Source organism: Marinomonas algae (genome assembly GCF_047525555.1).
Taxonomy (GTDB): Bacteria; Pseudomonadota; Gammaproteobacteria; order Pseudomonadales; family Marinomonadaceae; genus Marinomonas.
Map to the genome: position 1 here is coordinate 142,957 of NZ_JBLIXK010000001.1, position 22,431 is coordinate 165,387.

General features: G+C 40.4%; 18 protein-coding genes. 12 read left to right on the forward strand and 6 right to left on the reverse strand.

Annotated features, from left to right (window positions below; translation table 11 throughout):
* Window positions 1-44: 44 nt before the first annotated feature.
* Entirely contained in the window at window positions 45-3,131 is a 3,087-nt protein-coding gene (locus ACMUMQ_RS00630) for an insulinase family protein (RefSeq protein ID WP_414680122.1), read from the forward strand.
* Here ACMUMQ_RS00630 and ACMUMQ_RS00635 read toward each other — a convergent pair.
* The gene (locus ACMUMQ_RS00635) at window positions 3,117-3,638 is read right to left on the reverse strand and encodes a hypothetical protein (RefSeq protein ID WP_414680123.1); all 522 of its coding nucleotides are present in this window, start codon (window positions 3,636-3,638) and stop codon (window positions 3,117-3,119) included. The genes ACMUMQ_RS00630 and ACMUMQ_RS00635 overlap by 15 nt on opposite strands.
* A gap of 103 nt (window positions 3,639-3,741) precedes the next feature.
* A complete protein-coding gene (fabV, locus tag ACMUMQ_RS00640) occupies window positions 3,742-4,944 on the reverse strand; it encodes an enoyl-ACP reductase FabV (protein WP_414680124.1) in 1,203 nt (400 codons plus the stop codon).
* A 180-nt stretch (window positions 4,945-5,124) separates the two neighbouring features.
* Between fabV and ACMUMQ_RS00645 the strand changes: the two genes are divergently transcribed.
* The gene (locus ACMUMQ_RS00645; protein WP_414680125.1) at window positions 5,125-6,357 is read left to right on the forward strand and encodes a glycosyltransferase; all 1,233 of its coding nucleotides are present in this window, start codon (window positions 5,125-5,127) and stop codon (window positions 6,355-6,357) included.
* 45 nt (window positions 6,358-6,402) lie between these two features.
* Here the strand turns inward: ACMUMQ_RS00645 and ACMUMQ_RS00650 are convergent, their stop codons facing one another.
* The 3 genes from ACMUMQ_RS00650 to yihG form a co-directional block, all read right to left on the reverse strand.
* A complete protein-coding gene (locus tag ACMUMQ_RS00650) occupies window positions 6,403-6,597 on the reverse strand; it encodes a DUF1289 domain-containing protein (protein ID WP_414680126.1) in 195 nt (64 codons plus the stop codon).
* An 80-nt stretch (window positions 6,598-6,677) separates the two neighbouring features.
* Window positions 6,678-7,394 carry a YebC/PmpR family DNA-binding transcriptional regulator gene (locus ACMUMQ_RS00655; RefSeq protein WP_414680127.1) on the reverse strand — a complete coding sequence of 239 codons (717 nt, stop codon included), beginning with the start codon at window positions 7,392-7,394 and terminating at the stop codon, window positions 6,678-6,680.
* A 110-nt stretch (window positions 7,395-7,504) separates the two neighbouring features.
* Window positions 7,505-8,386 (reverse strand): 1-acylglycerol-3-phosphate O-acyltransferase, YihG family, encoded by an 882-nt coding sequence (yihG, locus tag ACMUMQ_RS00660; RefSeq protein ID WP_414680128.1) that lies wholly within the window; start codon window positions 8,384-8,386, stop codon window positions 7,505-7,507.
* A 476-nt stretch (window positions 8,387-8,862) separates the two neighbouring features.
* On the opposite strand from yihG, the gene ACMUMQ_RS00665 reads away from it, so the two are divergent.
* From ACMUMQ_RS00665 to ACMUMQ_RS00700, 8 genes are all read left to right on the forward strand, one after another.
* Complete coding sequence (locus tag ACMUMQ_RS00665; protein WP_414680129.1) at window positions 8,863-10,269, forward strand: ATP-binding protein; 1,407 nt, start codon at window positions 8,863-8,865, stop codon at window positions 10,267-10,269.
* A gap of 18 nt (window positions 10,270-10,287) precedes the next feature.
* Window positions 10,288-10,965 (forward strand): response regulator, encoded by a 678-nt coding sequence (locus ACMUMQ_RS00670; protein WP_414680130.1) that lies wholly within the window; start codon window positions 10,288-10,290, stop codon window positions 10,963-10,965.
* A gap of 26 nt (window positions 10,966-10,991) precedes the next feature.
* Window positions 10,992-11,942: an AEC family transporter gene (locus ACMUMQ_RS00675; protein WP_414680131.1), complete on the forward strand. Its 951-nt coding sequence runs from the start codon at window positions 10,992-10,994 to the stop codon at window positions 11,940-11,942.
* 280 nt (window positions 11,943-12,222) lie between these two features.
* The gene (locus tag ACMUMQ_RS00680) at window positions 12,223-13,110 is read left to right on the forward strand and encodes a helix-turn-helix domain-containing protein (RefSeq protein ID WP_414680132.1); all 888 of its coding nucleotides are present in this window, start codon (window positions 12,223-12,225) and stop codon (window positions 13,108-13,110) included.
* Between the two features lie 22 nt (window positions 13,111-13,132).
* Complete coding sequence (locus ACMUMQ_RS00685) at window positions 13,133-13,669, forward strand: flavodoxin (RefSeq protein WP_414680133.1); 537 nt, start codon at window positions 13,133-13,135, stop codon at window positions 13,667-13,669.
* A gap of 240 nt (window positions 13,670-13,909) precedes the next feature.
* Window positions 13,910-14,224 (forward strand): DUF3301 domain-containing protein, encoded by a 315-nt coding sequence (locus tag ACMUMQ_RS00690; protein WP_414680134.1) that lies wholly within the window; start codon window positions 13,910-13,912, stop codon window positions 14,222-14,224.
* 215 nt (window positions 14,225-14,439) lie between these two features.
* Complete coding sequence (locus tag ACMUMQ_RS00695) at window positions 14,440-16,326, forward strand: methyl-accepting chemotaxis protein (RefSeq protein ID WP_414680135.1); 1,887 nt, start codon at window positions 14,440-14,442, stop codon at window positions 16,324-16,326.
* Between the two features lie 122 nt (window positions 16,327-16,448).
* Window positions 16,449-18,335 carry a methyl-accepting chemotaxis protein gene (locus ACMUMQ_RS00700; RefSeq protein ID WP_414680136.1) on the forward strand — a complete coding sequence of 629 codons (1,887 nt, stop codon included), beginning with the start codon at window positions 16,449-16,451 and terminating at the stop codon, window positions 18,333-18,335.
* Between the two features lie 88 nt (window positions 18,336-18,423).
* Here the strand turns inward: ACMUMQ_RS00700 and gltX are convergent, their stop codons facing one another.
* On the reverse strand, window positions 18,424-19,905 hold the full coding sequence (gltX, locus tag ACMUMQ_RS00705) for a glutamate--tRNA ligase (protein ID WP_414680137.1): 1,482 nt from the start codon (window positions 19,903-19,905) through the stop codon (window positions 18,424-18,426).
* Between the two features lie 525 nt (window positions 19,906-20,430).
* Between gltX and ACMUMQ_RS00710 the strand changes: the two genes are divergently transcribed.
* Window positions 20,431-21,594 (forward strand): methyl-accepting chemotaxis protein, encoded by a 1,164-nt coding sequence (locus tag ACMUMQ_RS00710; RefSeq protein WP_414680138.1) that lies wholly within the window; start codon window positions 20,431-20,433, stop codon window positions 21,592-21,594.
* Window positions 21,591-22,427 carry a nitrate- and nitrite sensing domain-containing protein gene (locus ACMUMQ_RS00715; RefSeq protein WP_414680139.1) on the forward strand — a complete coding sequence of 279 codons (837 nt, stop codon included), beginning with the start codon at window positions 21,591-21,593 and terminating at the stop codon, window positions 22,425-22,427. The genes ACMUMQ_RS00710 and ACMUMQ_RS00715 overlap by 4 nt, the downstream gene beginning before the upstream one ends.
* The last annotated feature ends 4 nt before the right edge of the window (window positions 22,428-22,431 follow it).

The following is a 22,431-nucleotide window of genomic DNA, read 5'->3' on the forward strand; positions in this document are numbered from 1 at the left end:
AGCATCCATTGCGTCTATTCATAAGCTTCAGTTAATCTGAATCAATGATTCAGATTATTAAGAAGTTCATTCCCTTTTTCGCTTTGCTTACTGCACTCGCGTCATTTCCCATCCTAGCGGATGAAGTCAAAGTTTCTACAAATTCAGAGACAGATGAATCAATGAGCCAAAACGACACAGATCACACACCTCCAATTCCTACCGCTACCATTATTCCAAATAAAAGCCTAACGGATCAAAATAGCTACTACACAATCACATTACCAAACCAGCTGAAAGTAATACTGATAAACGACCCTCAAGCCGAGCGATTCTCTGCTTCTTTATCTGTAAATGTAGGTAGCTTTAATGACCCTAAAGACCAACAAGGGCTTGCTCACTTCTTGGAACACATGCTTTTTCTAGGCACAGAAAAATACCCAGAATCAGGCAATTATCAATCTTATATCAGTACTCATGGTGGCACGCATAACGCCTATACAAGCACAGACACAACAAACTTCTTCTTTGACATAAAACCTTCTGGCTATGAAGGCGCCATCGATCGCTTCGCACAATTTTTCATCTCGCCTTTATTCAGTGAATCACTCACTCAAAGGGAAAAAAATGCAGTCGACGCAGAATATAAAGCAAAATTTAAAAACGAGAGTCGACGCAACAACCAAGCTTTCAAAACACTTATCAACCAAGACCACCCATACAATAGATTCACTGTCGGTAATTTAGACACTCTTAAAGACCGACCAAATAATCCTCTAAGAGAACAATTACTGTCTTTGTATAAAACAAACTATTATGCAGAAAACATGGCACTGGTTATGGTTGCCAACCTTTCTTATGAAGAAATGGCGAGACTTGCCACTGAATACTTTTCTGATATAAAAAACCAACCTGCACCCACTCAAAAGACTCCAGATGAGACATCATTACAGTCTGAACAAGCTCAACCAGAACAAACCCAACTAGAGCAAACAGAACCTACTCAGGCGCTGCCACCGACACTCATCCCAATTAACAAACCTCGCCTGCAATTTATTCGCCCTCTTATCGATAAAGACACACTCTATTTTTACTACCAAATAGACGCCCAGTTACTCAACTACAAAACACAGCCCACAAGATATCTGTCTTATATTTTAGGGAATGAAAATAAAGGCTCGCTCTATGCCTCGTTAAAATCTGAAGGACTTATTAATAGCATCTCGGCCAGCACTAGCTCAGATTATGGAAGCAATGCTTTCTTTACCGTCAAAATGAGATTGACCGAAGCGGGAATGGAAAAAATCGACACAGTGGCACAACGTTTTTTTGCCACAATAAATCTACTGAGATCCTCCCCCATTAACCCCATTTATTTAGAGGAAGGTCTCAAGTTAAGCCAAATGATGTTTAATCATCAAAGTTATGTACATCCACAAAACCTGGCTCGCGCCTTGTCAGCAAAAGCACTTAAAGTACCAACGGAAGACTTATTGAGTAGCTTCAGAATAGACAAGATGGCCAGCAAAGAAGATATAAGCCACCTTCTCCAACAACTTAATACTGAAAACCTGCTCATCCAAGTCACATCCAATAAAGAAATGCCGAATCACTGGGCGAAAGACATACCAGAATGGCAAATCGAACCTTGGTATCAAAGTGAATACAGCAACAATTTTTTCAGCCAACCCTTTCTCGACCTAATGAACTTAGCCGTGAAAAGTACACTCGTCACTCTACCGGAAAGAAACAACTTCATCCCTGAATCATTAACCATGATTAACGAACAAGATGAAGCGCCATCTCTCGTCTTCCAAAAAGAGGGCTTTTCTTACTGGCATAAATCAGACTCCAGCTTCCACAAACCTACTGCGATGAACTTTTTGGCTTTGCGCTTTGATAATGCCGCTGACACAGCCAAAAACACACTACTCAATCGACTTTGGAGCCGACTATTTAATGAGAGCGTAAGCGAATACACATACTCCCCTTATCTCGCAGGTTTAGGCTTTAACTTTTATCCTCATGTAAATGGTGTAACCCTACGAACAAACGGCTATTCAGATAAACAAAACAACTACCTCATCTGGCTGATTGATCAACTGTTTCTATTTCGCCCCACATTTGATCGATTTGAACTTGCCAAGCAGCAACTACAAAAAGACCTATCAAACCAAACGAGCAAACAAGCTTATCAAGGCGCTAATTCCGCATTAAATACTCTTATTACAAAGAACAGCTTCACCACCAAACAACTTGAAGAAGCGCTTACGGCCATTTCACTTAGCGATTTGCAGGAATTTACCAAGAATGCACGTAACAACTTTAGTGTGGTTGGCTACAGCACAGGCAACTTAACCAAAGAACAAACAGAGAAACTAGCAAATACACTGTATGAAAGATTTGATGGAAGATTAGCAGACAGAGAAGGCATCTCAATACAAACAAAAGCCCTACCAACACAACAAAAACTACACCATCAATTTGACTCAAGTAGCGATGACAGCTCTATTTTATATGCGCTCATAGACACAAGCACCCAAGATCTTGAAGACGATGACACAATAACGCAAAAGGCTTATTTCTCGATCATGAGAAAAATAATAAACAGCCCTTTTTATCAAGACCTAAGAACCAACCAGCAACTTGGCTACATTGTGGGCACGCAAGATCTGAGCACACGCAACACCCCAATATTAGGCTTAGTAATACAGTCACCTAACAAAGATACTTTAACGCTCGTCAATGCAATCGACACCTTCCTTTCAGAGCAAAGAAGTCGACTCAGCACACTAGCAGAAGAAGATTTCGACGCAGCCAAAAGCACACTTTTAAATCAACTCAAGATCCAAGCGAAAAACCTGAGTGACAATGCGCTCAGCGAGTGGCGACAAATCGCGCAAAAAGAACCTAACTTTAATTTTGATGAAGAATGGATAAAAGCAGTAGAGTCGATACAAAAGGAAGATTTCATTCAATTCATGAAAAAGAAATTAGACTCTGTAGACAGCACTAGAATTGTTATTCACAACAAAGCGTTTCCACCTGAACTTACCGAGTGGCAGTTAGCAGAGACTCTAGATTCTCACAGTGAATCAAAGCCACAACATGATGAAACAACGAGAATAGAAGAAAGCTCAACCGCCAATTAGCGCATCAAGCTTTTCTAACTCTTTTGCGGATGCATTTGAGTTTTTTGATGAATTCACACCCTGACCAACAGGGGAAAAAGCACCAACATCAAGAGGATTGCTTGATGGGCCAGGAACACTCTCGTTAACAACACCGATTTCAGGCATCATCCTCAAGCGTCTTTCTTGGATTTTTTCGGGGATATTACCTGTAAACAACACAGTAAATGGCGCCTCTTCCGTACGGCGATTTACCTCGTCGTAAATTTCTTGCTCACGCTTTGCGATATCATTCTCTTCCAAATAAGACAGCTCGCTGCCATCAGCAGCAATCACAACATTTGGACCTAAAGTCTGTTCTACCTGCTCAACAGGAATAACGGAAACCGCATCAGGGGAACTTAAAACCACCTGATGTTCAGAGCGTATTAATTGATTACCATAAATAATGTCCACAGATTTACGCTCAATGGTTTGAGCACTCACCAAAAAAGACATAACACCAAGTAACCAACAAAATCGCTTCATAATCACCCCAAGTACGAATTCATATACTATAAGAGATAAACAGACATTAAAAAAGGAGTTCAGCCTAAGCCAAACTCCTTTCTTTCATTACCCTTAATAGAAATTAAAGAGTAATAACTTCAAAGTCTGCTACTGGATCAGCATCCGCTTCGTAATCAACACCATCTATCCCGAAACCGAACAACTTCAAAAACTCATCTTTATAAAGTTGGTAATCTGTTTCAGCAAACAAATTAGCGTCTGTAATTTGTGGCCAAAGGTCACGACAAGCCTGCTGAACATCTTCACGCAATTCCCAATCATCCAAACGCAGACGATTCATATCATCCGTTAGTTCAGAGATGTTGTGATTATTGTACAAACGCTCAGAGAACATGCGATAAATCTGATCCATACAACCTTCATGGATATTTTTTTCACGCATCACTTTGAAAACCATCGCAAGGTACAAAGGCATAACAGGAATAGCAGAAGAAGCCTGTGTCACAACAGATTTCAATACAGCAACATTTGCACCGCCATTCAATGCAGCAAGCTTGCTATCAATCGCTGCAGAAGCACGATCTAAATCTTCTTTTGCTTTGCCTAGTGCGCCGTGCCAGTAAATTGGCCAAGTGATGTCAGAGCCAATATAAGAATACGCTACTGTACGAACGCCATCCGCCAAAACACCCGCTTCTTGCAAAGCAGACATCCAAAGCTCCCAATCTTGGCCGCCCATAACCGTTGTCGTTGCAGCTACTTCTTCTTCTGTCGCAGGTTCGATTTCCGCTTCGATGATCACGTCTTTGTTTGTGTCAATCGCAGTAGATTTGTACGGTTCGCCAATTGGCTTAAGAACAGAACGAATAACTTCACCTGTTTCTGGCATTTTACGCACTGGGGAAGCCAATGAATAAACCACCATATCAACTTGACCAAGATCTTCTTTAATCAACTCGATTACTTTATCACGAGCTTCGTTTGAGAAAGCGTCGCCGTTAATACTCTTAGAGTACAAACCTTCTTCTTTCGCAACTTTGTCAAAAGCGGCAGAGTTGTACCAACCGGCTGTACCTGTTTTTTTCTCAGTACCTGGTTTTTCAAAGAAAACGCCAATCGTCGCCGCACCAGAACCAAACGCAGCTGCAATTCGAGAAGACAATCCATAACCACTAGACGCACCGATCACAAGTACTTTTTTAGGGCCATTTTCAACTTTGCCTTTAGCCTTAGTAAAAGCAATTTGATTTCTTACATTCTGCTCACAACCCACTGGGTGTGTTGTTGTACAAATAAATCCACGAATCTTTGGTTTGATGATCATAATTATATTCTCAACGTCATGTTTTGCTTACGTCTTGCCTAACAATCCCTACAAACGAGGCAGGCAACACAAATCTGTTCGCCATGATACAATAGCCAAACGAATATGTCCTGATTCTCGTTTAAATCCTGAATCTAAAAAGCCTTTTTTCTTTAATTCTTTTCTTAAATAGAGAGCACTGTGCACTTACTAATCATTGGCTATGTCTGGCCAGAACCAAACTCTTCTGCCGCTGGCAGCCGCATGATGCAACTACTCAACTGCTTCCATAAGAACCAGTGGCAAATTTCTTTTGCAAGCCCGGCTCAACAAACGGAGCACATGTCGGACTTATCTTTGTTAGGCATTACTTCAGATCATATTGATTTGAATGACGCCTCATTCGACGAATATATTGCCGATAAAAAGCCAGGCATAGTGATCTTTGATCGCTTCATGATGGAAGAGCAATTTGGTTGGCGAGTAGAAAAATTCAGCCCAGATTCTTTACGGGTTTTAAACACTGAGGACCTTCATTCATTACGACAAGCTAGACACTTAGCCTTAAAGCAGAATCGAGAGTTTCAATTAGAAGACCTTTACAGCGACCATGGCATTCGAGAGATTGCCGCTATTCACCGTTGCGACCTTACTCTGATGATCTCCGAGACTGAAACCCAGCTTTTAATGGATGAATTTCAAATTCCGGAAACACATCTACTGCATCTGCCTTTTATGCTCGACGCACCAAACGACATGAGCACATTGCCAACTTTTGAAGAACGGGAACATTTCATCAGCATTGGTAATTTTCGTCACGCCCCGAATTGGGATGCTGTGCTGCAATTGAAAACTGAAATCTGGCCAAAAATTCGCAAACGTTTACCAAACACTGAACTCCATATTTATGGCGCCTATCCACCTCCCAAAGCCACACAATTACATAATGCAAAGGAAGGCTTCTTAGTGAAAGGTTGGGCAGAGGACGCAAAAGCAGTCATGCAAAACGCGCGAATTTGTTTAGCTCCTTTACGCTTTGGCGCCGGCATAAAAGGTAAACTGGTTGAAGCCATGCAAATGGGCACACCAAGCATTACAACGCCTATCGGGTCAGAATCCATGCATGGCAATTTACCTTGGAACGGTGTGGTCGCAGACAACAATGACACTTTTGTCGATGCAGCTGTTTCTCTTTATGAAGACAAAAGAAGCTGGGAATTGATGCAACAAAACGGCAATCGAATCCTAGAATACCGTTATCAAGCAGCGCAGTGGGAGTCTGTTTTAACAAAACGGCTGATCGTACAAAACCAACTCAAAAGCAGCTTACGAAAAAAACATTTTTTGGGATTAATGCTCAGACACCACAGCTTGAAAAGCACGCAATACATGTCCCAATGGATTGAATTAAAAAACAAACTGACGGAAAAATAATATTAAAATAGCCAAGGACTGGCCTATTGAAAAAGATGGGGCAGATTAATTACTGACGAATGGACTTTTCGCTTCGCGTTCTCGAACTTTTTTCATAACTGCAAGCTGAGAAGCTTCATCCATACTTCCCCACAAACTAATTTCCTCGCCCGTCCGGTAACACCCGGTACAAACATTTTCTTCGTTCAAAGAGCAAATATGAATACAGGGAGACTTCACTTGAGGCTTGGCTTTTCCCACAAATCACTCCCTACTTTTGTTTAATTACACTTCAATAAAAAAGGCGCAGTGGTTTTATACCACTGCGCCTTTTTTAAATTTTAGTATTCAGCGTTATGGTAAACACGCTGGACATCATCTAGATCATTCAAAAGATCAAGAAAACGATCAAACTGTTCAACTTCTTCACCGCTGATTTCAGTCATGTTTTGTGGCACAAATTGAATTTCATCAACTTCGAATTCAATATCACCAAGCGCTTCTACTAATGCTGATTTTGCTTTACCGTAATCTGTGTTTGGTGCAAAAACAGTCACTTTACCGTCTTCTAGCTCAATGTCTGTTACATCAACATCAGCCATCATAAGAGCATCTAAAACAGCTTCTTCATCATCACCAGCAAAAACAAAAATCGCACTGTGATCAAACATGTGACTAACACTGCCTTGACCACCAATTTTACACTTAACTTTGTTAAAGCAAGTACGAACATCACCAAAAGTACGGTTTGGATTGTCTGACAAACAGTCAACAATCACCATAGTATTACCAGGACCAAAGCCTTCATAACGAGCAGTATCAAAATCTTCTCCGCCACCGCCTTTCGCTTTATCAATTGCTTTATCGATAACGTGCGTTGGCACCTGATCTTTTTTCGCGCGCTCGATCATTGAACGTAACGCCAAATTACCATTAGGATCGATACCACCGGATTTTGCGCAAACATAAATTTCACGGCCGTACTTACTATAAACCTTGGCTTTTTGATCAGACGTTTTTGCCATGGACTCTTTGCGGTTTTGAAAGGCTCTGCCCATTACATATTCCTATTCTATAAAATCTTAAAAATCAGATTCTAACGTGTCACTCAAAAAGAAGGAACTGCTAGCCTCTGATAAATCGCATAAAACCCTTTTTAAACACTCCCTTACTTCAGAAGGCGATCGATTTGCTGATCTTTTTCTCGCCAAAGCTCGTTCACCCATTCTTGGAAAGAAGCGCGATACTCCGCATCATTTTGATAGTCACCAAGTAATGAATCTTCTATTGGCAACATACGAGTATGCACTTTTACTTCAGAGACTTTGCCACACAGATAATCAAAAAAGCTTGGAATGCCTTCAGGATAAACAATGGTCACATCAATTAAATAATGCAGTTTTCCATCCATTGCATTTAAGGCAAAAGACAAACCGCCAGCCTTAGGGGGTAAAAGGTGCTTGAAATGACTCACCTGCTGTTCATGCTTTTGCGACGTAAAACGTGTTCCTTCCAAAAAGTTCATGATTGAAACTGGAAAATACTGAAACTTCTCACAGGCTTTTTTCGTAACTTCAATATCTTTGCCTTTAAGCTCTGGTCGCTTTTTCAATAACGCAGGACTGTAACGCTTCATAAAAGGAAACTCTAAAGCCCACCAAGCTAAACCAATAAACGGCACCCAAATCAGTTCGCGTTTTAAGAAGAATTTAATAAAAGGAATTTTTCGGTTAAACATGCGCTGCAAGATTAAAATATCCACCCAAGATTGATGATTAGACACAATCATGTACCAATCTTTAGCCGATAATTCTTGGTCGCCCGAGGAATGAATTTTGGATCGCCCAATGCACTTTTGATTAACATTGTTTATCGCGATCCAAATTGTCGCAATATTATCCAGTATGACATTTAAAACAGCACGGACATTAGGGAACGGCAATACAATTTTGCATAACGCCAAAACCATAACAGGAATAAAACAAAGCGTGGTATTTAAGGCGATTAAGAAAAAAGAAAACAAACCTTTGAATAGAGAAATGAAACGCATAACTAAAACCAAAAGATATAAATTTAATGCATAGTACTAGGGAAGGTACGAACAAGTCCACTGGCTTCAGCGTGTGGATAAACCTTTATTATTCGAGGCAAGCTTCGCAGTCCAATATGAACATATTGGCAAGAAGCTTAACAAAGAATAAAAAGTGTTTAGCTCACGCCCTTCGGGTCTTTCATAGAAACGGCCTCTCTGCGTTAAGAGTGATTGAAAGGTATTAACATTCCTGCTCACTCTTGCCTTGATAGACCGTTTCTCTGATAAGACTGAAGCTCAGAAGACTTATTCGTATCTTCCCTAAAGAGATCCAAATATGGGAAATCCTCATTATTTGCACCACAGCCAAGTAGCCAAGTTTCCTGTAAAAACTATATAGTAAAGATAAGATTTGCATTTTTATGCCTACATTGATAACTACAGCCTGTCATATTTATATAAACAGGACATAAAACAGGATCTCATCTCCAACCATGACCATCCCAAAAGGGTTAAAAATTCGCCACAAACTCTTTGCGGTTTTTGTTTTAAGTAACATTCTGCTAATTGTTTCTATGTGGCAAGTATTCCAATGGAGCTTTGACCGAGGCTTTGTATCATACGCAACAGAACGTGACCGAGACTTTTTAGAGCAGATGGCGAATAGAACCGCTAATCTCTACATCTATTACGATGATTGGTACTTTCTCGTACAAGAGAGTCGTATGGAAAGAGAGTGGTATCAAGCAAAACTAGAAAATTTGCGTGACCTTGTTCCACCTCCAAGCACACCTAATTTGGATTTGATTTATCCGTCTCAATATTATCGCCAACGCTTCCTTCTTTTTGATGCGCAACAGCGCCCAATTATAGGCAAGGTTCGTTTTACAGATGCAGAAGTTCACCCTGTCACCGTCAATAAAAAGATTGTTGGCTTTGTTGGCTTACGCTCCATCCGAGAATTGGTGCAAGACCAAACTCTGCGCTTTGTGCGACAACAAGGGGAAGCTTTCCTTTTAATTTCAGCGTTTATGCTCGCCATTGCCGCATTACTAACATGGCCTCTGGCTCAGTGGTTAAGTCGCCCTCTTTGCTCTATGCAGGTGGCGACTAAAAAACTTGCCGCTGGGAAGTTCGAGACAAGAATCGCTGTAAAAGGCTCTGATGAGTTAGCAGACTTGAGCTGTAATTTTAATCACCTTGCGAGCACACTGGAAAACACTCGAGAAGCTCGTAAACGCTGGGTAGCAGACACAGCCCATGAATTAAGAACGCCTGTTGCTATTTTACGCGGCGAAATTGAAGCCATGCAGGACGGTATTATCAAGGTAACGCCAGATAGTCTATCCTCTTTACAGCAAGAAACCTTGCACTTGGCTCGCTTGATTGATGACTTAAACCAGTTATCTATGCATGACACAGGTAGTTTGAATTACAACATGGAAGAAGTGTCATTAGATGAGATTCTTGAGCAAGCCACTCAATCCATGACTCTTCCATTTCAAGAAGCTGGACTAGAATTAATATATGAATACACTCAGAAAAAGCCTATTGTAATAAAAGGCGATTCTGATCGTTTGTATCAGTTATTCTCAAATTTGATGAATAACTCGCTAAAATACACAAATGCTCCAGGGAAGTTAAGCGTCAAAGCATCATCGACCAATAAGAAAGCGGTTATTCTTTTTGAAGACTCAGCCCCTGGTGTCAGTGAAGAAGATAAGAACAGAATTTTTGAACAGTTTTACCGAGTTGAAAACTCAAGAAACAGAGCAACCGGCGGTCGAGGTCTAGGCCTTACTATTTGCTCTAATATCGTGGAAGGACACCAAGGCACGATCAGTGCTTACCACTCTCAGGATGGTGGCTTAGGTATACAAATAGAATTCCCTTTAAATTAATACGGAACAAATCATATTATGAGTAAAGTACTGATTATCGAAGACGAACCAAAATTGGCTGAATTGATGGCTGCTTACTTAACACAAGCAGGTTATGACTATCACCATCTTGACCGTGGTGACCTTGCCGTGAACTACATCAAAAACAACCAAGTAGACCTTGTTCTATTAGACCTTATGCTACCTGGTTTAGATGGTGTAGAAGTGTGTAAGCAAGTTCGCCAATTTAGCGGCGTTCCTATTATCATGGTGACAGCTAAGGCAGAAGAAATTGATCGCCTTATCGGTTTAGAAATGGGTGCTGATGATTACGTATGTAAACCATTTAGTCCTCGTGAGATCGTGGCTCGCGTTAAAGCTAACTTACGTCGAGTTGAGTTAGACCAAACCGAATCACCAAGAACAGATGGTTTTGACTTAGATGTAGATCGCCTACGTGCCACTTACAAAGGTGAATTGATCGATTTAACAACAGTCGAATTCCAACTACTTCAATTATTGATAAAAGAGCCAGGCCGCGTTTTTGGTCGTGACCTTATTATGAAAAGCATTTATGCTGACAGCCGCGTAGTAAGTGACCGCACTATCGACAGCCACATCAAAAAATTGCGCAAGAAAATTTCTGCTGTTGCGCCAGAGCTTAATGTTATTCATTCTGTTTATGGTGCCGGTTACCGCTTCGAAAACAATGAGTAATTAGAGCTTCTGCTATAAGGGCTGACGTGAACAATTTTTTAAATGTACTCGCATTTTCCTTTTCTATAACCATGCCAATTTTTCTCATATTGGGGTTAGGGATTGTTTTGTACAAGGTGAAACTCATCAATGACAACTTCATTGATACAGCTTCTAAATTGGTGTTTAACGTCACCCTTCCAGCATTACTTTTCATAAGTATTTCTCGAACTAATGTCTCAAGTGAAACTGATTTTTCATTAGTTATTTATGCTATGGCTGCCGTTGTAGCCACCTATCTAATACTTGAAGTGTTAATGAAATTTTGGGTGGAGGATAAAGCAGAAAGAGCGGTGTTAATTCAAGGGGCTTTTCGCTCCAACATGGGCATTATTGGTCTAGCCTATTGCGTGAATGCATACGGCAATGATGTTTATGCTGTGGCATCTGTCTACTTAGGCGGTGTTACTGTTTTGTTCAACATATTGTCTGTCATTGGTTTGAGCCGTGGCTTAGGCGGCAATATCAATGCTTTTGGCATACTAAAAGGTATTGCTAAAAACCCTCTAATATTGGCCATTCTCGCAGCGTTCGTCACTTCTATAACAGGCTTAAAACTACCCGCTACTGTTTATAAAGCGGGGGATTACTTTGCGCAAATGACATTGCCTTTAGCTCTGCTGTGCGCAGGTGCGTCATTGAGTTTTAGCTCATTAAAAAATGGACTGTTTGGCTCTTTACTTGCGTCTGTCGGCAAGCTGATTTTTATCCCTATTATTTTAACTTTTGGGGGATATTTATTAGGCTATCGTGGAATGGAGCTAGGTGTCCTCTTCCTTATGTCTTCTGCTCCTACTGCATCAGCAAGTTACATCATGGTTCGTGCTATGAATGGAAACTCTGCACTGGCTGCCAACATCATTGTTATCACAACAATCGCCTCTCTGATCACAACCAGCATTGGTGTCACACTGTTAAGAAGCTTCAACCTAATCTAGGGAAAGTACGAACAAGTCCAATATGAACATATTGGCAAGAAGCTTAACAAAGAATAAAAAGTGTTTAACCCACGCCCTTCGGGTCTTCCTCTCAACTCTTTTTCTATTTAAACACCCAACATCTATTTAGAGACCGCAGCTAACCACCTGCGGTTAGCTCCTCATTACTTGCTCTATGTTTGATAAAAGTAAGTTTTTTGTTTTTCTAATGAGAATCACTTGCATTACTCTTAAAAAATGTTTTTAATGATAACCATTATCAGATTAGAGGTGACATGCAATGCAGTTAAACATGCATGATTTGTATGACAGTAAAGGAAAGGTGAAAGCGGAAATGGCAGCTAGCTTAACTGGCCATAAGTACCTGAGCGCCCTTTTACCTAACCTACAATTACTCAATCAGCATTTGCATAGCAGCACCGACATCGTCATTGAAGAAGAAGCTCAAGCAGGCCTTTATTTCTCATTTCTAGGAACAGGCCCTATAAACAGCATACAAGACATTCAATCGGTTCAGATTTCGTATCAACCAAAAAACCTTCATGGAAGTTTGGCCATGAAGAAAGATGATCAGTTGAGTTTGCTACAAATACGTATTACTCCGAGTCATCTGGCTTCGGTTCTTGGAGAAACAGAAGATCACGTTATTCAGCATTTCTCTTTGATGAAAGAAAAGTTAGGAAACGATAACGGTGTCATTCAACTTCCTTTTACAGAAAAAATGGCCAATATCAGCCAACCTATTTTTTCTCATAACGGACACTCTATTAGTTTAGCGGGTCAGGTTTATGCTGTTATTTTTAACTTGATTGAGCAGCTACAAATGCTAAATCACTTATCCGAATGCGAAAGCTGCCAAAGAAAACTTTTTCAAGCGCAGAACTTAATTGAAGCGCTAGAGCATGAAGCATTGGACCTAAAACACTTAGCACAACGTGTTGGATTAAACACTGAAGCACTTGCGATTGGCTTCTATCTTATTGTCGGACAACCACTAGATAGTTACTGGCAAAGTAGTCGAATCAAGTTTGCTGCAGCAAAACTGAGGCAAAACCCAACAGAAAAAGGTAATATTGTCGCTCAAAGTGGTTTCTCAGAAGCACAGTTCGAAGCCGCTTTTATTCAGCATTTTGGTGTCAGCAGTCACCAATACGGACAAATTCATTAGATTACAGGAATACACGTACAACATGGCTCAATCATCTATAGCCCTTATTTACGGCACTGATACAAACAATACCGAAGAAGTTGGTCATAAGATCGCAAAACAATGGGAAGAGTTAGGGGAAAGTGTTGATATTTTCAATATCAAAGACATCGAACTTAGCACATTAGAGCAATACTCTACTCTCATTTTGGGTATCCCTACTTGGGACTTTGGTGGAATCCAATCTGATTGGGAAGACATCGGCGACAGCTTAGGCGAACTAGCTTTGGAAAATACAACAATTGCCCTTTACGGATTAGGAGATCAATTCGGATACGGTGATTACTTCGTTGATGCAGTTGGTTGGTTATACGAGAAACTATTACCAACAAATGCCACTTTTATTGGCCAATGGTCAACTGAAGGGTATGAGTTTGAAGCATCAAGAGCATGTGTCCATGACAAGAGCCACTTCATTGGTTTAGCCATAGACGAAGATCAACAGTTTGAACTCACTGACGAACGTATCGAACAGTGGGTTATCCAACTTTACGCAGAGAGAGCTGTAGAAGCTGCATAAATTATCACCCTGACTGGCCATAGAATTTAAGCAAACGACTCAAATTTGGACCCATACATTCGCTGCCCCGAATGCCAAATTTAGCTTTCTTTCAATGAGATAATATATGTAAGTTGCTCTGCAATGCGTGAAGAACGTGACTACCTCTCCTTTCTCTCCTGCTTGGAGGTAGTCACGTATTTCTTTTCTCAGTCACTATTCGTTATGATGTCATTAATTCCACTATAGATAATTGGCAGCATGAACATTCAACTCTCCGATATCGTTATTTTTCTCTTTTTTGGACTATGCGTGTATGCATGGTGGCGTAACATTTCAATTAGAGAGCAAGCTCTCCTCAGAGCTAAAAAGCATTGCCAATCTCTCAATCTTCAACTTTTAGATGGCAGCGTTGCTGGCATAAAATGGAAGCCTGTATGGCATCAAGGTCAAATCAAGATCAAACGAAGTTATAAGTTCGAATTTAGCTCAAGTGGTATTGCCCGCTATTCCGGAGAAATCCATTATCTTGGTAATAGACAGCAAGACATTTGGTTGAGTCCTCACGACTTTTAACCTTTCATTAAAAGCACCTAAATAAAATTCTTGAATTTTTATCATCTTATTTTTCTATCAATAAATTGCAAAATAGGTTCTAGTAGAAATAGAATGAAAACGACTATTTCATAATATTTATGAATAGTCGTTGTTAGGGAACACAAAAAATACGCCACAAAAGCTTACCTAGTAAGCAAATTGATATTCTGCGTATCATTAAGAAAGGGTGAAAAATGTTAGCTAATCTGAGTTTTCGTACCAAACTTCTATCTCTACTTATAGCTGCTATTCTTGGCTTTATTCTCGTGACACTTGTCGCGTTACAAGGCCTAAAAGTTCAAGAAACCTCCTCTTCCAAATATGAACGTTTAACTACTGTTGATAAAAATCTAGCCTCTCTTGTTATAACTATGATGGAGGAATATGAGTCATTATCAGGATTAGACGATTCAAATTACAACGATTTCCTAGAAAGGTTAGACACTACTCACAAAGAATCCATTGAGATACTTCAATCTGATTTGGGCTTAGTGACAGACCAGACTATTCAGAAAAATTTAAACGACATTATCGCTTCCGTAAATCAATACAATGAAGCCTTCATTTTGTTAGTGAATCAAAGACAAAAAATCGGTTTTAATGCCGCATCAGGTCTGAAAGCAAATATTTCAGAGTTAGGGGAAAAAGTTCTTAGTGAAATTTCATTCCTCAGCTTAGTAAAAGACGAATTCGTACCTGCACGTGAAGCGGCAAATAATTTCACTTTTGAAACAACACCAGAAAACAAACAAATCTTCCTATCTGCCTATGAGGCTTTTTACAATACAGTGGAAAGTTTTGGACTGGCTGAGCGCTTTGGCGATGTTATCCAAACATACCTTGCTTCAGTAGAGCAATTTGATGAGGAGTACCAGCAGCTCATTGCCCTACAATCTTCCTTTGATGAAAAGAAGGCTCACTTCAATGAAACTCGTGCCATTGCTGTAGAACATATGCAAACAGCCGTTATTGAGGCGCGCCAACAAGCTTTAAGCAGTTCTCAGCAAGCCAGCGCTAGCCTGATTATTGTCAGCATTATTGTGGCAATTTTAGCTTCTTTGATCATGGTCAGTATTGGCAACAGCGTTAAGAAAACACTTAACCAAATCATCAAAGACTTAAACAAAATTAAAGACGGCGACCTAACCGCTCAACTCTATGTAAACAATAAACGTAACGATGAATTCGACTCCCTTTGTAGCTCAGTCAACGAAATGACAAAAGGACTAGGCTCAGTTATTGGCGAAGTGGTCGATACCACTCAAGGCGTTAATAATATGGTCACCGAGCTAAATACGTCGGTGACCAACATAGCGCAAAGCAATCGCTCGGTCAGTGAACAAACGAACTCCTTGGCCACAGCAACAGAAGAGATATCTACAACAATTTCAAGTATCTCCGATACAACAGAAGACCTAAGCAAGCAGTCTCAAAACACTTATGAATCTGCAAAAGTTGGTTCAAACACGATTAAAGGTGCTTTATCTAACCTTTCAAGTACGATTGATGTGGTAAACACAACCAGCAAACAGCTCAATGAGCTGGGGCAATTATCGAAAGACATTGATAGCGTCATCAGCATGATCAATGACTTAGCCAATCAAACTAACCTACTCGCGCTTAACGCCGCAATAGAAGCCGCACGAGCAGGTGAAGCTGGTCGAGGCTTTTCGGTTGTAGCAGACGAAGTGCGCTCTTTGGCAGAGAAAACAGTGGATGCGACCGCAAAAATCACAGATATCGTTGGTACGATTCAATCATCAACTCAGGCTGCGATCGAAACCATGCATAATGGACAAGAAAGCTTACACGCCATTGAAGAATTTAGTGAGAAAGCAGAGGCTGCCATTCGTGAAATTGAGCTGAACGCCCAAACCAGCTCATCCTCTTCTATTGATATGGCTCGCTCTATTCAAGAGGTAGCTAAAACAGCCATCCATATGAGTGAGGAAATGGACAAGATTGCTCAACAACTTCAACGTGATAATGGCTACATTAATAGCATTGAAGGAAACACTAGAGACATTTACAACCAAACAGACAACTTGGATAAGAAAACCAGCGTCTTTGTTATTCGATAAATTAAAGAAAACATTGGAATACAAATACCCTCTAAAATAAATCAGAACAGATTGCTTATCTCTATATTTAGATGCTTTAATAAATTATAACAAAAATAAAGCTCTACTATAGGGATAACAATATGTTAGCTAATATCAGTTTTCGCACAAAACTCCTATACCTACTTTTAACCAGTATTCTTGGTTGCCTAATAGTGACAACAGTGTCATTACAAGGCTTAAAAACACAAGAATCCTCCTCCGAAAAATTCGAACAACTTACCAGTGTAGATAAAAATCTATCCTCTCTTGTTCTTGCACTCATGGATGAATACGAATCGCTGTCGGCCATAAACGACCAAACCTATTCCGGTTTTATGGAGCAAATGCACACAAACTACCAAAAGTCAGTAAATACACTCTCGTCTGATATTCAACTAATCGACGACACGGAAACACAAAAGAACCTGCAAAACATCACTGAAGCTTTAAACCAATATCACGATGCACTCACACTCGTTATCAATCAAAGACAAAAAGTAGGCTTCAGTTCTTCTTCTGGTTTAAAAGCTGAGGTAACGACACTCGGAGAAAGCACACTTTCTCTCGTGTCCTTCCTTAGCTTAATCAAACAAGAATTCTTACCAGTACGTGAAGCGGAGAACATTTTTATATTTGAACCTTCTGCTGAGAACAAACAAATCTTCATGGAAAGGTATGAAAAATTCCATGAAAGAGTAAGCACTTTTGGGTTATTAGAGCAATTTGGCGCGGACTTAGACACGTACTTTTCGTCCATCACTAACTTTGATAAAGAAAGCCAGAAGCTTAACGACCTACAATCATCCTTTTTAAGTGTCAGGGCAGCATTCAATGCGACTCGTAAAGACACCGTTGACTACATGCAGAATGTGGTTAAACAAGCTCGTGAAGAAGCTAAAGCAAGTGCAACACAAGCCAGATTTGGACTTATCGTTGTCAGTGCTATTGTGGCTATTTTGTCCGCTTTAATGGTTGTTGGGATTGGGCGCAATGTTAAAAACACTCTTTCTCAAATTATTACAGACCTCATTAAAGTAAAAGATGGCGACTTAACTGCTCGCCTGCATGTTAATCACAAACGTAATGATGAATTCGATTCCCTATGCCGTTCAGTCAATGAAATGACCACTGGCCTTCGTTCGGTCATTGGAGAAGTTGTCGACACCACTCAAGGGGTCAACAACATGGTTACTGAACTCAATACATCTGTGACCAACATAGCACACAGCAACCGTTCAGTTAGCGAACAAACCAACTCCCTAGCGACGGCAACGGAAGAAATATCAACTACTATTTCCAGCATATCTAACACAACGGAAGACTTAAGCAAGCAATCGCAAAACACTTATGAATCTGCCAAAGTTGGTTCAGAGACCATTAAAGGCGCTTTGTCTAATCTTTCCAGTACAATTGATGTTGTGAACACCACCAGCAAGCAGTTAAATGAATTGGGGCAGCTATCAAAAGACATTGATAGTGTCATCAGCATGATTAACGACTTGGCTAATCAAACCAACCTCCTTGCTCTAAATGCTGCGATTGAAGCCGCAAGAGCAGGCGAAGCCGGCCGAGGTTTCTCAGTCGTAGCGGATGAAGTTCGATCTTTAGCAGAGAAAACTGTCGATGCGACCGCGAAGATCACGGACATCGTCAGCACGATTCAATCATCAACCCAAGCGGCAATTGAAACCATGCACAACGGCCAAGAAAGTTTGCATGCGATTGAAGAGTTCAGCGAAAAAGCGGAATCTGCTATTCGTGAAATTGAATTAAATGCTCAAACAAGCTCATCCTCTTCTATTGATATGGCTCGCTCTATTCAAGAAGTGGCTAAAACGGCTATTCATATGAGTGAGGAAATGGACAAGATAGCTCAACAACTTCAGCGAGATAATAACTACATCAACAGTATCGAAGGAAATACCAGCGATATTCACAGTCAGGTAGCAAACTTAGATAAGAAAACCAGCCTATTCACTACAAAGTAATCATTACTCATCAATAGTGGATAGCAAAGTCCTAGAAACAAAAAAATCGGCCAATAGGCCGATTTTTTGTTTTCAAAACACCATGAGTTTAAAGAGCTGCGAACTCTTTTTCCCAACGTTTTGCTTCTTTCTTAGAAGGTCCACCTAAAACATTTACCGCAGTACGCATACGCGCGCGAGAAATATCAGAACCAAGAATAGCCATAGAATCGAATACAGAAACAGACGCTGTCGTTCCTGAAATCGCAACAAACAAAGGAGCAAAGAAATCTTTTGGTTTAATCTCTAACGTTTGCGCAAGCGTTTTCATTTCGTTGAAAATTTCGTCTTTTTCCCACTTACTTAACGCTTCCAAGCGCCACAACGCAAATTGCATCGCCTTACGAAGTGTTTCTTCTTCCATTTTCACAGAGGCGAAGTCTTCTTTTGTGATTGGCAGCATACCTTTCAAGAAGAATCCTGCAACATCCGCAACATCAGAAAAGGTCTCAACACGCGGAATAACAAGAGGCAGAATCTTCATCAAGTATTCAGGATTCAATGCCCATTCAACGTATTTTTGAGCAAACGCTTCCGGAGTCAGATTTTCTCGAATCCAAGTGCCATTTAGCCAGCTCAGTTTTTCTACATCGAAAATCGGCCCACCCAATGACACACGCTGAATATCAAAATTCTCAACCATTTCATCTAAAGAGAACTTCTCGCGCTCATCTGGCATAGACCAGCCCATACGGCCAAGGTAGTTAATAACCGCTTCTGCCATGTAACCCATACGCTGATAGTAAAGAATACTGGTTGGGTTTTTACGCTTAGACAGTTTGGATTTATCTGGGTTACGCAGCAATGGCATATGACATAAAGTAGGCATGTCCCAACCAAAGTACTGATAAAGCAAGATGTGTTTAGGCGCAGAGTTGATCCATTCTTCACCACGAATAACATGGGTAATTTTCATTAAATGATCATCAACCACATTTGCCAAGTGATAAGTCGGCATGCCATCCGCTTTCAGTAAAACTTGCATATCTACTTGAGCCCAGTCGATCTCAATCGTGCCACGTAGCATATCTTCTACGACACACGTTCCTTCTTCTGGGATTTTCATACGTACAACATACGGTGTACCAGCATCTAGCTTAGCCTGAACTTCTTCTGGTGTTAGCTTTAATGCTCGTCCGTCGTACTTTTGTGGCAGACCTTGTTCTTTCTGTTCAATACGCATTTTATCAAGCTCTTCTGGCGTCTCAAACGCATAAAAAGCATGACCTTTTTCAATCAATTCAAGAGCATATTGTGCGTAAATATCGCCTCGCTCACTTTGACGATATGGCCCGTATTCACCACCTACGTCTGGGCCTTCAGCCCAATCAAGCCCTAACCAACGCAAAGCATCTAGAATCATTTTTTCAGATTCTGGTGTACTACGAGTTTGATCCGTATCTTCGATACGCAAAATAAACTTACCGCCCATTTTTCGGGCAAATGCCATATTAAACAAGGCAATGTAAGCGGTTCCAACATGTGGATCGCCTGTTGGTGACGGCGCAATACGTGTTCTTACTTCTGACATAACACTCTCATTTGTCTGTTGTCTTAAAATAGCGACATTATAAGCCTCTCGCGGCTCATGGGTAAGAGTCTCTAGAAATATTTTGAGATAGATCGTCAAATCAATACAGAATAGTAAGGACTGTGCACCACCTTTAATACGCACCATTTTGGAATCAATTGAAAGAAAAGGTCATTTTGGTGCATTAAAAAACTGTGTTTTACATTTTTTTACTTGAAATTCATGCGGTTAACTAAAGCGGTTCTTGGCACTTTTTTTGTATAGTAATAAAGAGTTCACCAACGTCGGTTAACTTCATTCAAGGCAACGTCGCCCACTGCTGTGATTTTACAGTAGTACCAAATTAGGATTCTTTGTAATTAAAGAGCCTAAAGGGAGCTATTGCCTGTTCATATAACTTCCTTTTCTAAGACTCTCTTAATTTAATTTTTATTGAACCCTGTTGTTACATATAAAAAGATATTAAGCACGAATAGCCTTACTAAACTCTGCAAGAGTGCTAATTAATAATTTAAAGGAATCGCTATGCTACTAACGCCAGGAACCATATTAATAGCCTCGCTGCCCTATTATGCACGCCTAATCATTGTCGTACTTTTAGGTGCACTGACTATCTCAGCCGTTTTTATTTCTGATTTCTTTGTTCGCTCAGAAGTAGCTATCTCACTAGCAACCGCTTTACTCGTCTATTTTGCTATGTCATCCAGCGAACTCACCAGACGCCGTATAAATGAGCTCACCCAACATTTAAAAAACTTCGAGAATACCGATGTTGTAAACTTAACTTACAACGATCAAGAGTTTAATAAACTCGCTAATCATATAAATACGCTACTGAGAACGCTGAACAGGAAAGAACATTTATTGCAAAGCTGCGCTCAAGAAACTCGCTACACAGCAACCGAGCTACAAAACTCGTCAAATGTTGTTGCTGAAGGTGCACAAAAAGAACACCTAGCATTAGATGCACTGGTTTTAACAAGCCAAGAGATGAGCGAAACCATCAAGAACATCCTTTCAAGAATTGAATTAACATCGGAAATGGCAAATTTAACAAGCCAACAGTCTGAAGAAGGACAAACCGCATTAGAAGATTTAAAAGAACAAGTACACGCCATACAAACCAGTGTTTCCCATAACCAAACACAAATGACTCAATTAATTCAAACCGCACAAGACATCAGCGATTTTGTTAGCACAATTGAGCAGATAACTTCACAAATCAACTTACTGTCACTCAATGCGGCAATAGAAGCAGCCAGAGCCGGCGATGCAGGCCGAGGCTTTGCTGTTGTTGCCAATGAAGTAAGATCGCTTGCAGAAAATACAGATAACGCCGCTCAAGATATTGGCCGTTTAGTCGCTTCTATTGCCTCACAAGTGAAAACATCCGAGCAAACCAGCTTAAAGCTAATTGAGCTCGCAACCAGTGCAAGCTCTGGGTCTGATACAGCGACAGAGTCGCTTGTTTCCATTCACAAGGCGGCACAATCCACGAAAGAAGAAATAGATCATTCAACCCAAATTATTACTGAGTTTGGTCGTGAAAACACAAAGATGTGCGAGCGTTTACAAAATATCGTTATGGTAAGCGAGCAGCACAATCAAGCAAGTAAAGACACAAAAGACATGGTGAAATACATGGAGTGGTTATCTTCTCGCCTAGAGCAAAAGGAAATGGAATTATGATGCTAATTAGTGTGTTTGTTATTACTTGCCTGACCATTATTGCCTTGGCTTTAGGACGACTCATTTGGTCTCAAAAAGCCGATAAAGAACGCTCTATTCATGGCATTCTAGGCGTTTCGGTTTATATAGAGCTGATCAAATTAACTCAACAACATAGAGGAATGCATTCTGGCTTTTTAAATGGAAAACTGGAATTCAAAGAAAAGCTAACCACACTAGAATCCAATATTGACCAGTGTTATACAGATTTACTCAAGTTCGAAAAAAACCATTCGTACCCAGAGAATTTGAGCGCGCACTACCCTTTTAAACAATGGCAACGATTACTCAATAACAATGCGATAGACAGCGCAGAAAGCTTCCGCATTCATTCCGGCATCATTGCTCGCTTACTGGACGCTCTATGGGACATGTCTGACGAATTTTCCCTAACCTCAAATCACAATATTGAGGTCCGAAGCCCAGCTCAACAGCTTATTAAAACCTTACCAGAGCTTACAGAATCTCTAGGCCAAATAAGAGCCTTGTCTGTTCAAGTGGCTTCGAAGCAAGAAATGACGCCAGATAAAAAACTACAACTCTTATTCACTATTGAAAAAATAGAAGAGCACTGTAAAAACTTAACAAGGCCACTGCCAGCAGATACTTATAAGCACCTAACTGACTTCACTCAAAACATTAAGCGAGATATTAAACAATCGCAGTTAAGCCAACAAAATCCAGACACACTTTTTCAAGAAGCCACAAGGGTGATTAATCAGCTCTTTGATGTGATTCATATTGAGTTTGAAACCTTAAAAACCACAATCAATAACATTAAGAAGTTATTTTAGGAAG

Coding starts and splice junctions, on each gene's coding strand:
- ACMUMQ_RS00630 (WP_414680122.1), top strand. CDS start 45: ATGATTCAGATTATTAAGAAGTTCATTCCCTTTTTCGCTTTGCTTACT.
- ACMUMQ_RS00635 (WP_414680123.1), bottom strand. CDS start 3,638: ATGAAGCGATTTTGTTGGTTACTTGGTGTTATGTCTTTTTTGGTGAGT.
- fabV (WP_414680124.1), bottom strand. CDS start 4,944: ATGATCATCAAACCAAAGATTCGTGGATTTATTTGTACAACAACACAC.
- ACMUMQ_RS00655 (WP_414680127.1), bottom strand. CDS start 7,394: ATGGGCAGAGCCTTTCAAAACCGCAAAGAGTCCATGGCAAAAACGTCT.
- yihG (WP_414680128.1), bottom strand. CDS start 8,386: ATGCGTTTCATTTCTCTATTCAAAGGTTTGTTTTCTTTTTTCTTAATC.
- ACMUMQ_RS00665 (WP_414680129.1), top strand. CDS start 8,863: ATGACCATCCCAAAAGGGTTAAAAATTCGCCACAAACTCTTTGCGGTT.
- ACMUMQ_RS00670 (WP_414680130.1), top strand. CDS start 10,288: ATGAGTAAAGTACTGATTATCGAAGACGAACCAAAATTGGCTGAATTG.
- ACMUMQ_RS00680 (WP_414680132.1), top strand. CDS start 12,223: ATGCAGTTAAACATGCATGATTTGTATGACAGTAAAGGAAAGGTGAAA.
- ACMUMQ_RS00685 (WP_414680133.1), top strand. CDS start 13,133: ATGGCTCAATCATCTATAGCCCTTATTTACGGCACTGATACAAACAAT.
- ACMUMQ_RS00690 (WP_414680134.1), top strand. CDS start 13,910: ATGAACATTCAACTCTCCGATATCGTTATTTTTCTCTTTTTTGGACTA.
- ACMUMQ_RS00695 (WP_414680135.1), top strand. CDS start 14,440: ATGTTAGCTAATCTGAGTTTTCGTACCAAACTTCTATCTCTACTTATA.
- ACMUMQ_RS00700 (WP_414680136.1), top strand. CDS start 16,449: ATGTTAGCTAATATCAGTTTTCGCACAAAACTCCTATACCTACTTTTA.
- gltX (WP_414680137.1), bottom strand. CDS start 19,905: ATGTCAGAAGTAAGAACACGTATTGCGCCGTCACCAACAGGCGATCCA.
- ACMUMQ_RS00710 (WP_414680138.1), top strand. CDS start 20,431: ATGCTACTAACGCCAGGAACCATATTAATAGCCTCGCTGCCCTATTAT.
- ACMUMQ_RS00715 (WP_414680139.1), top strand. CDS start 21,591: ATGATGCTAATTAGTGTGTTTGTTATTACTTGCCTGACCATTATTGCC.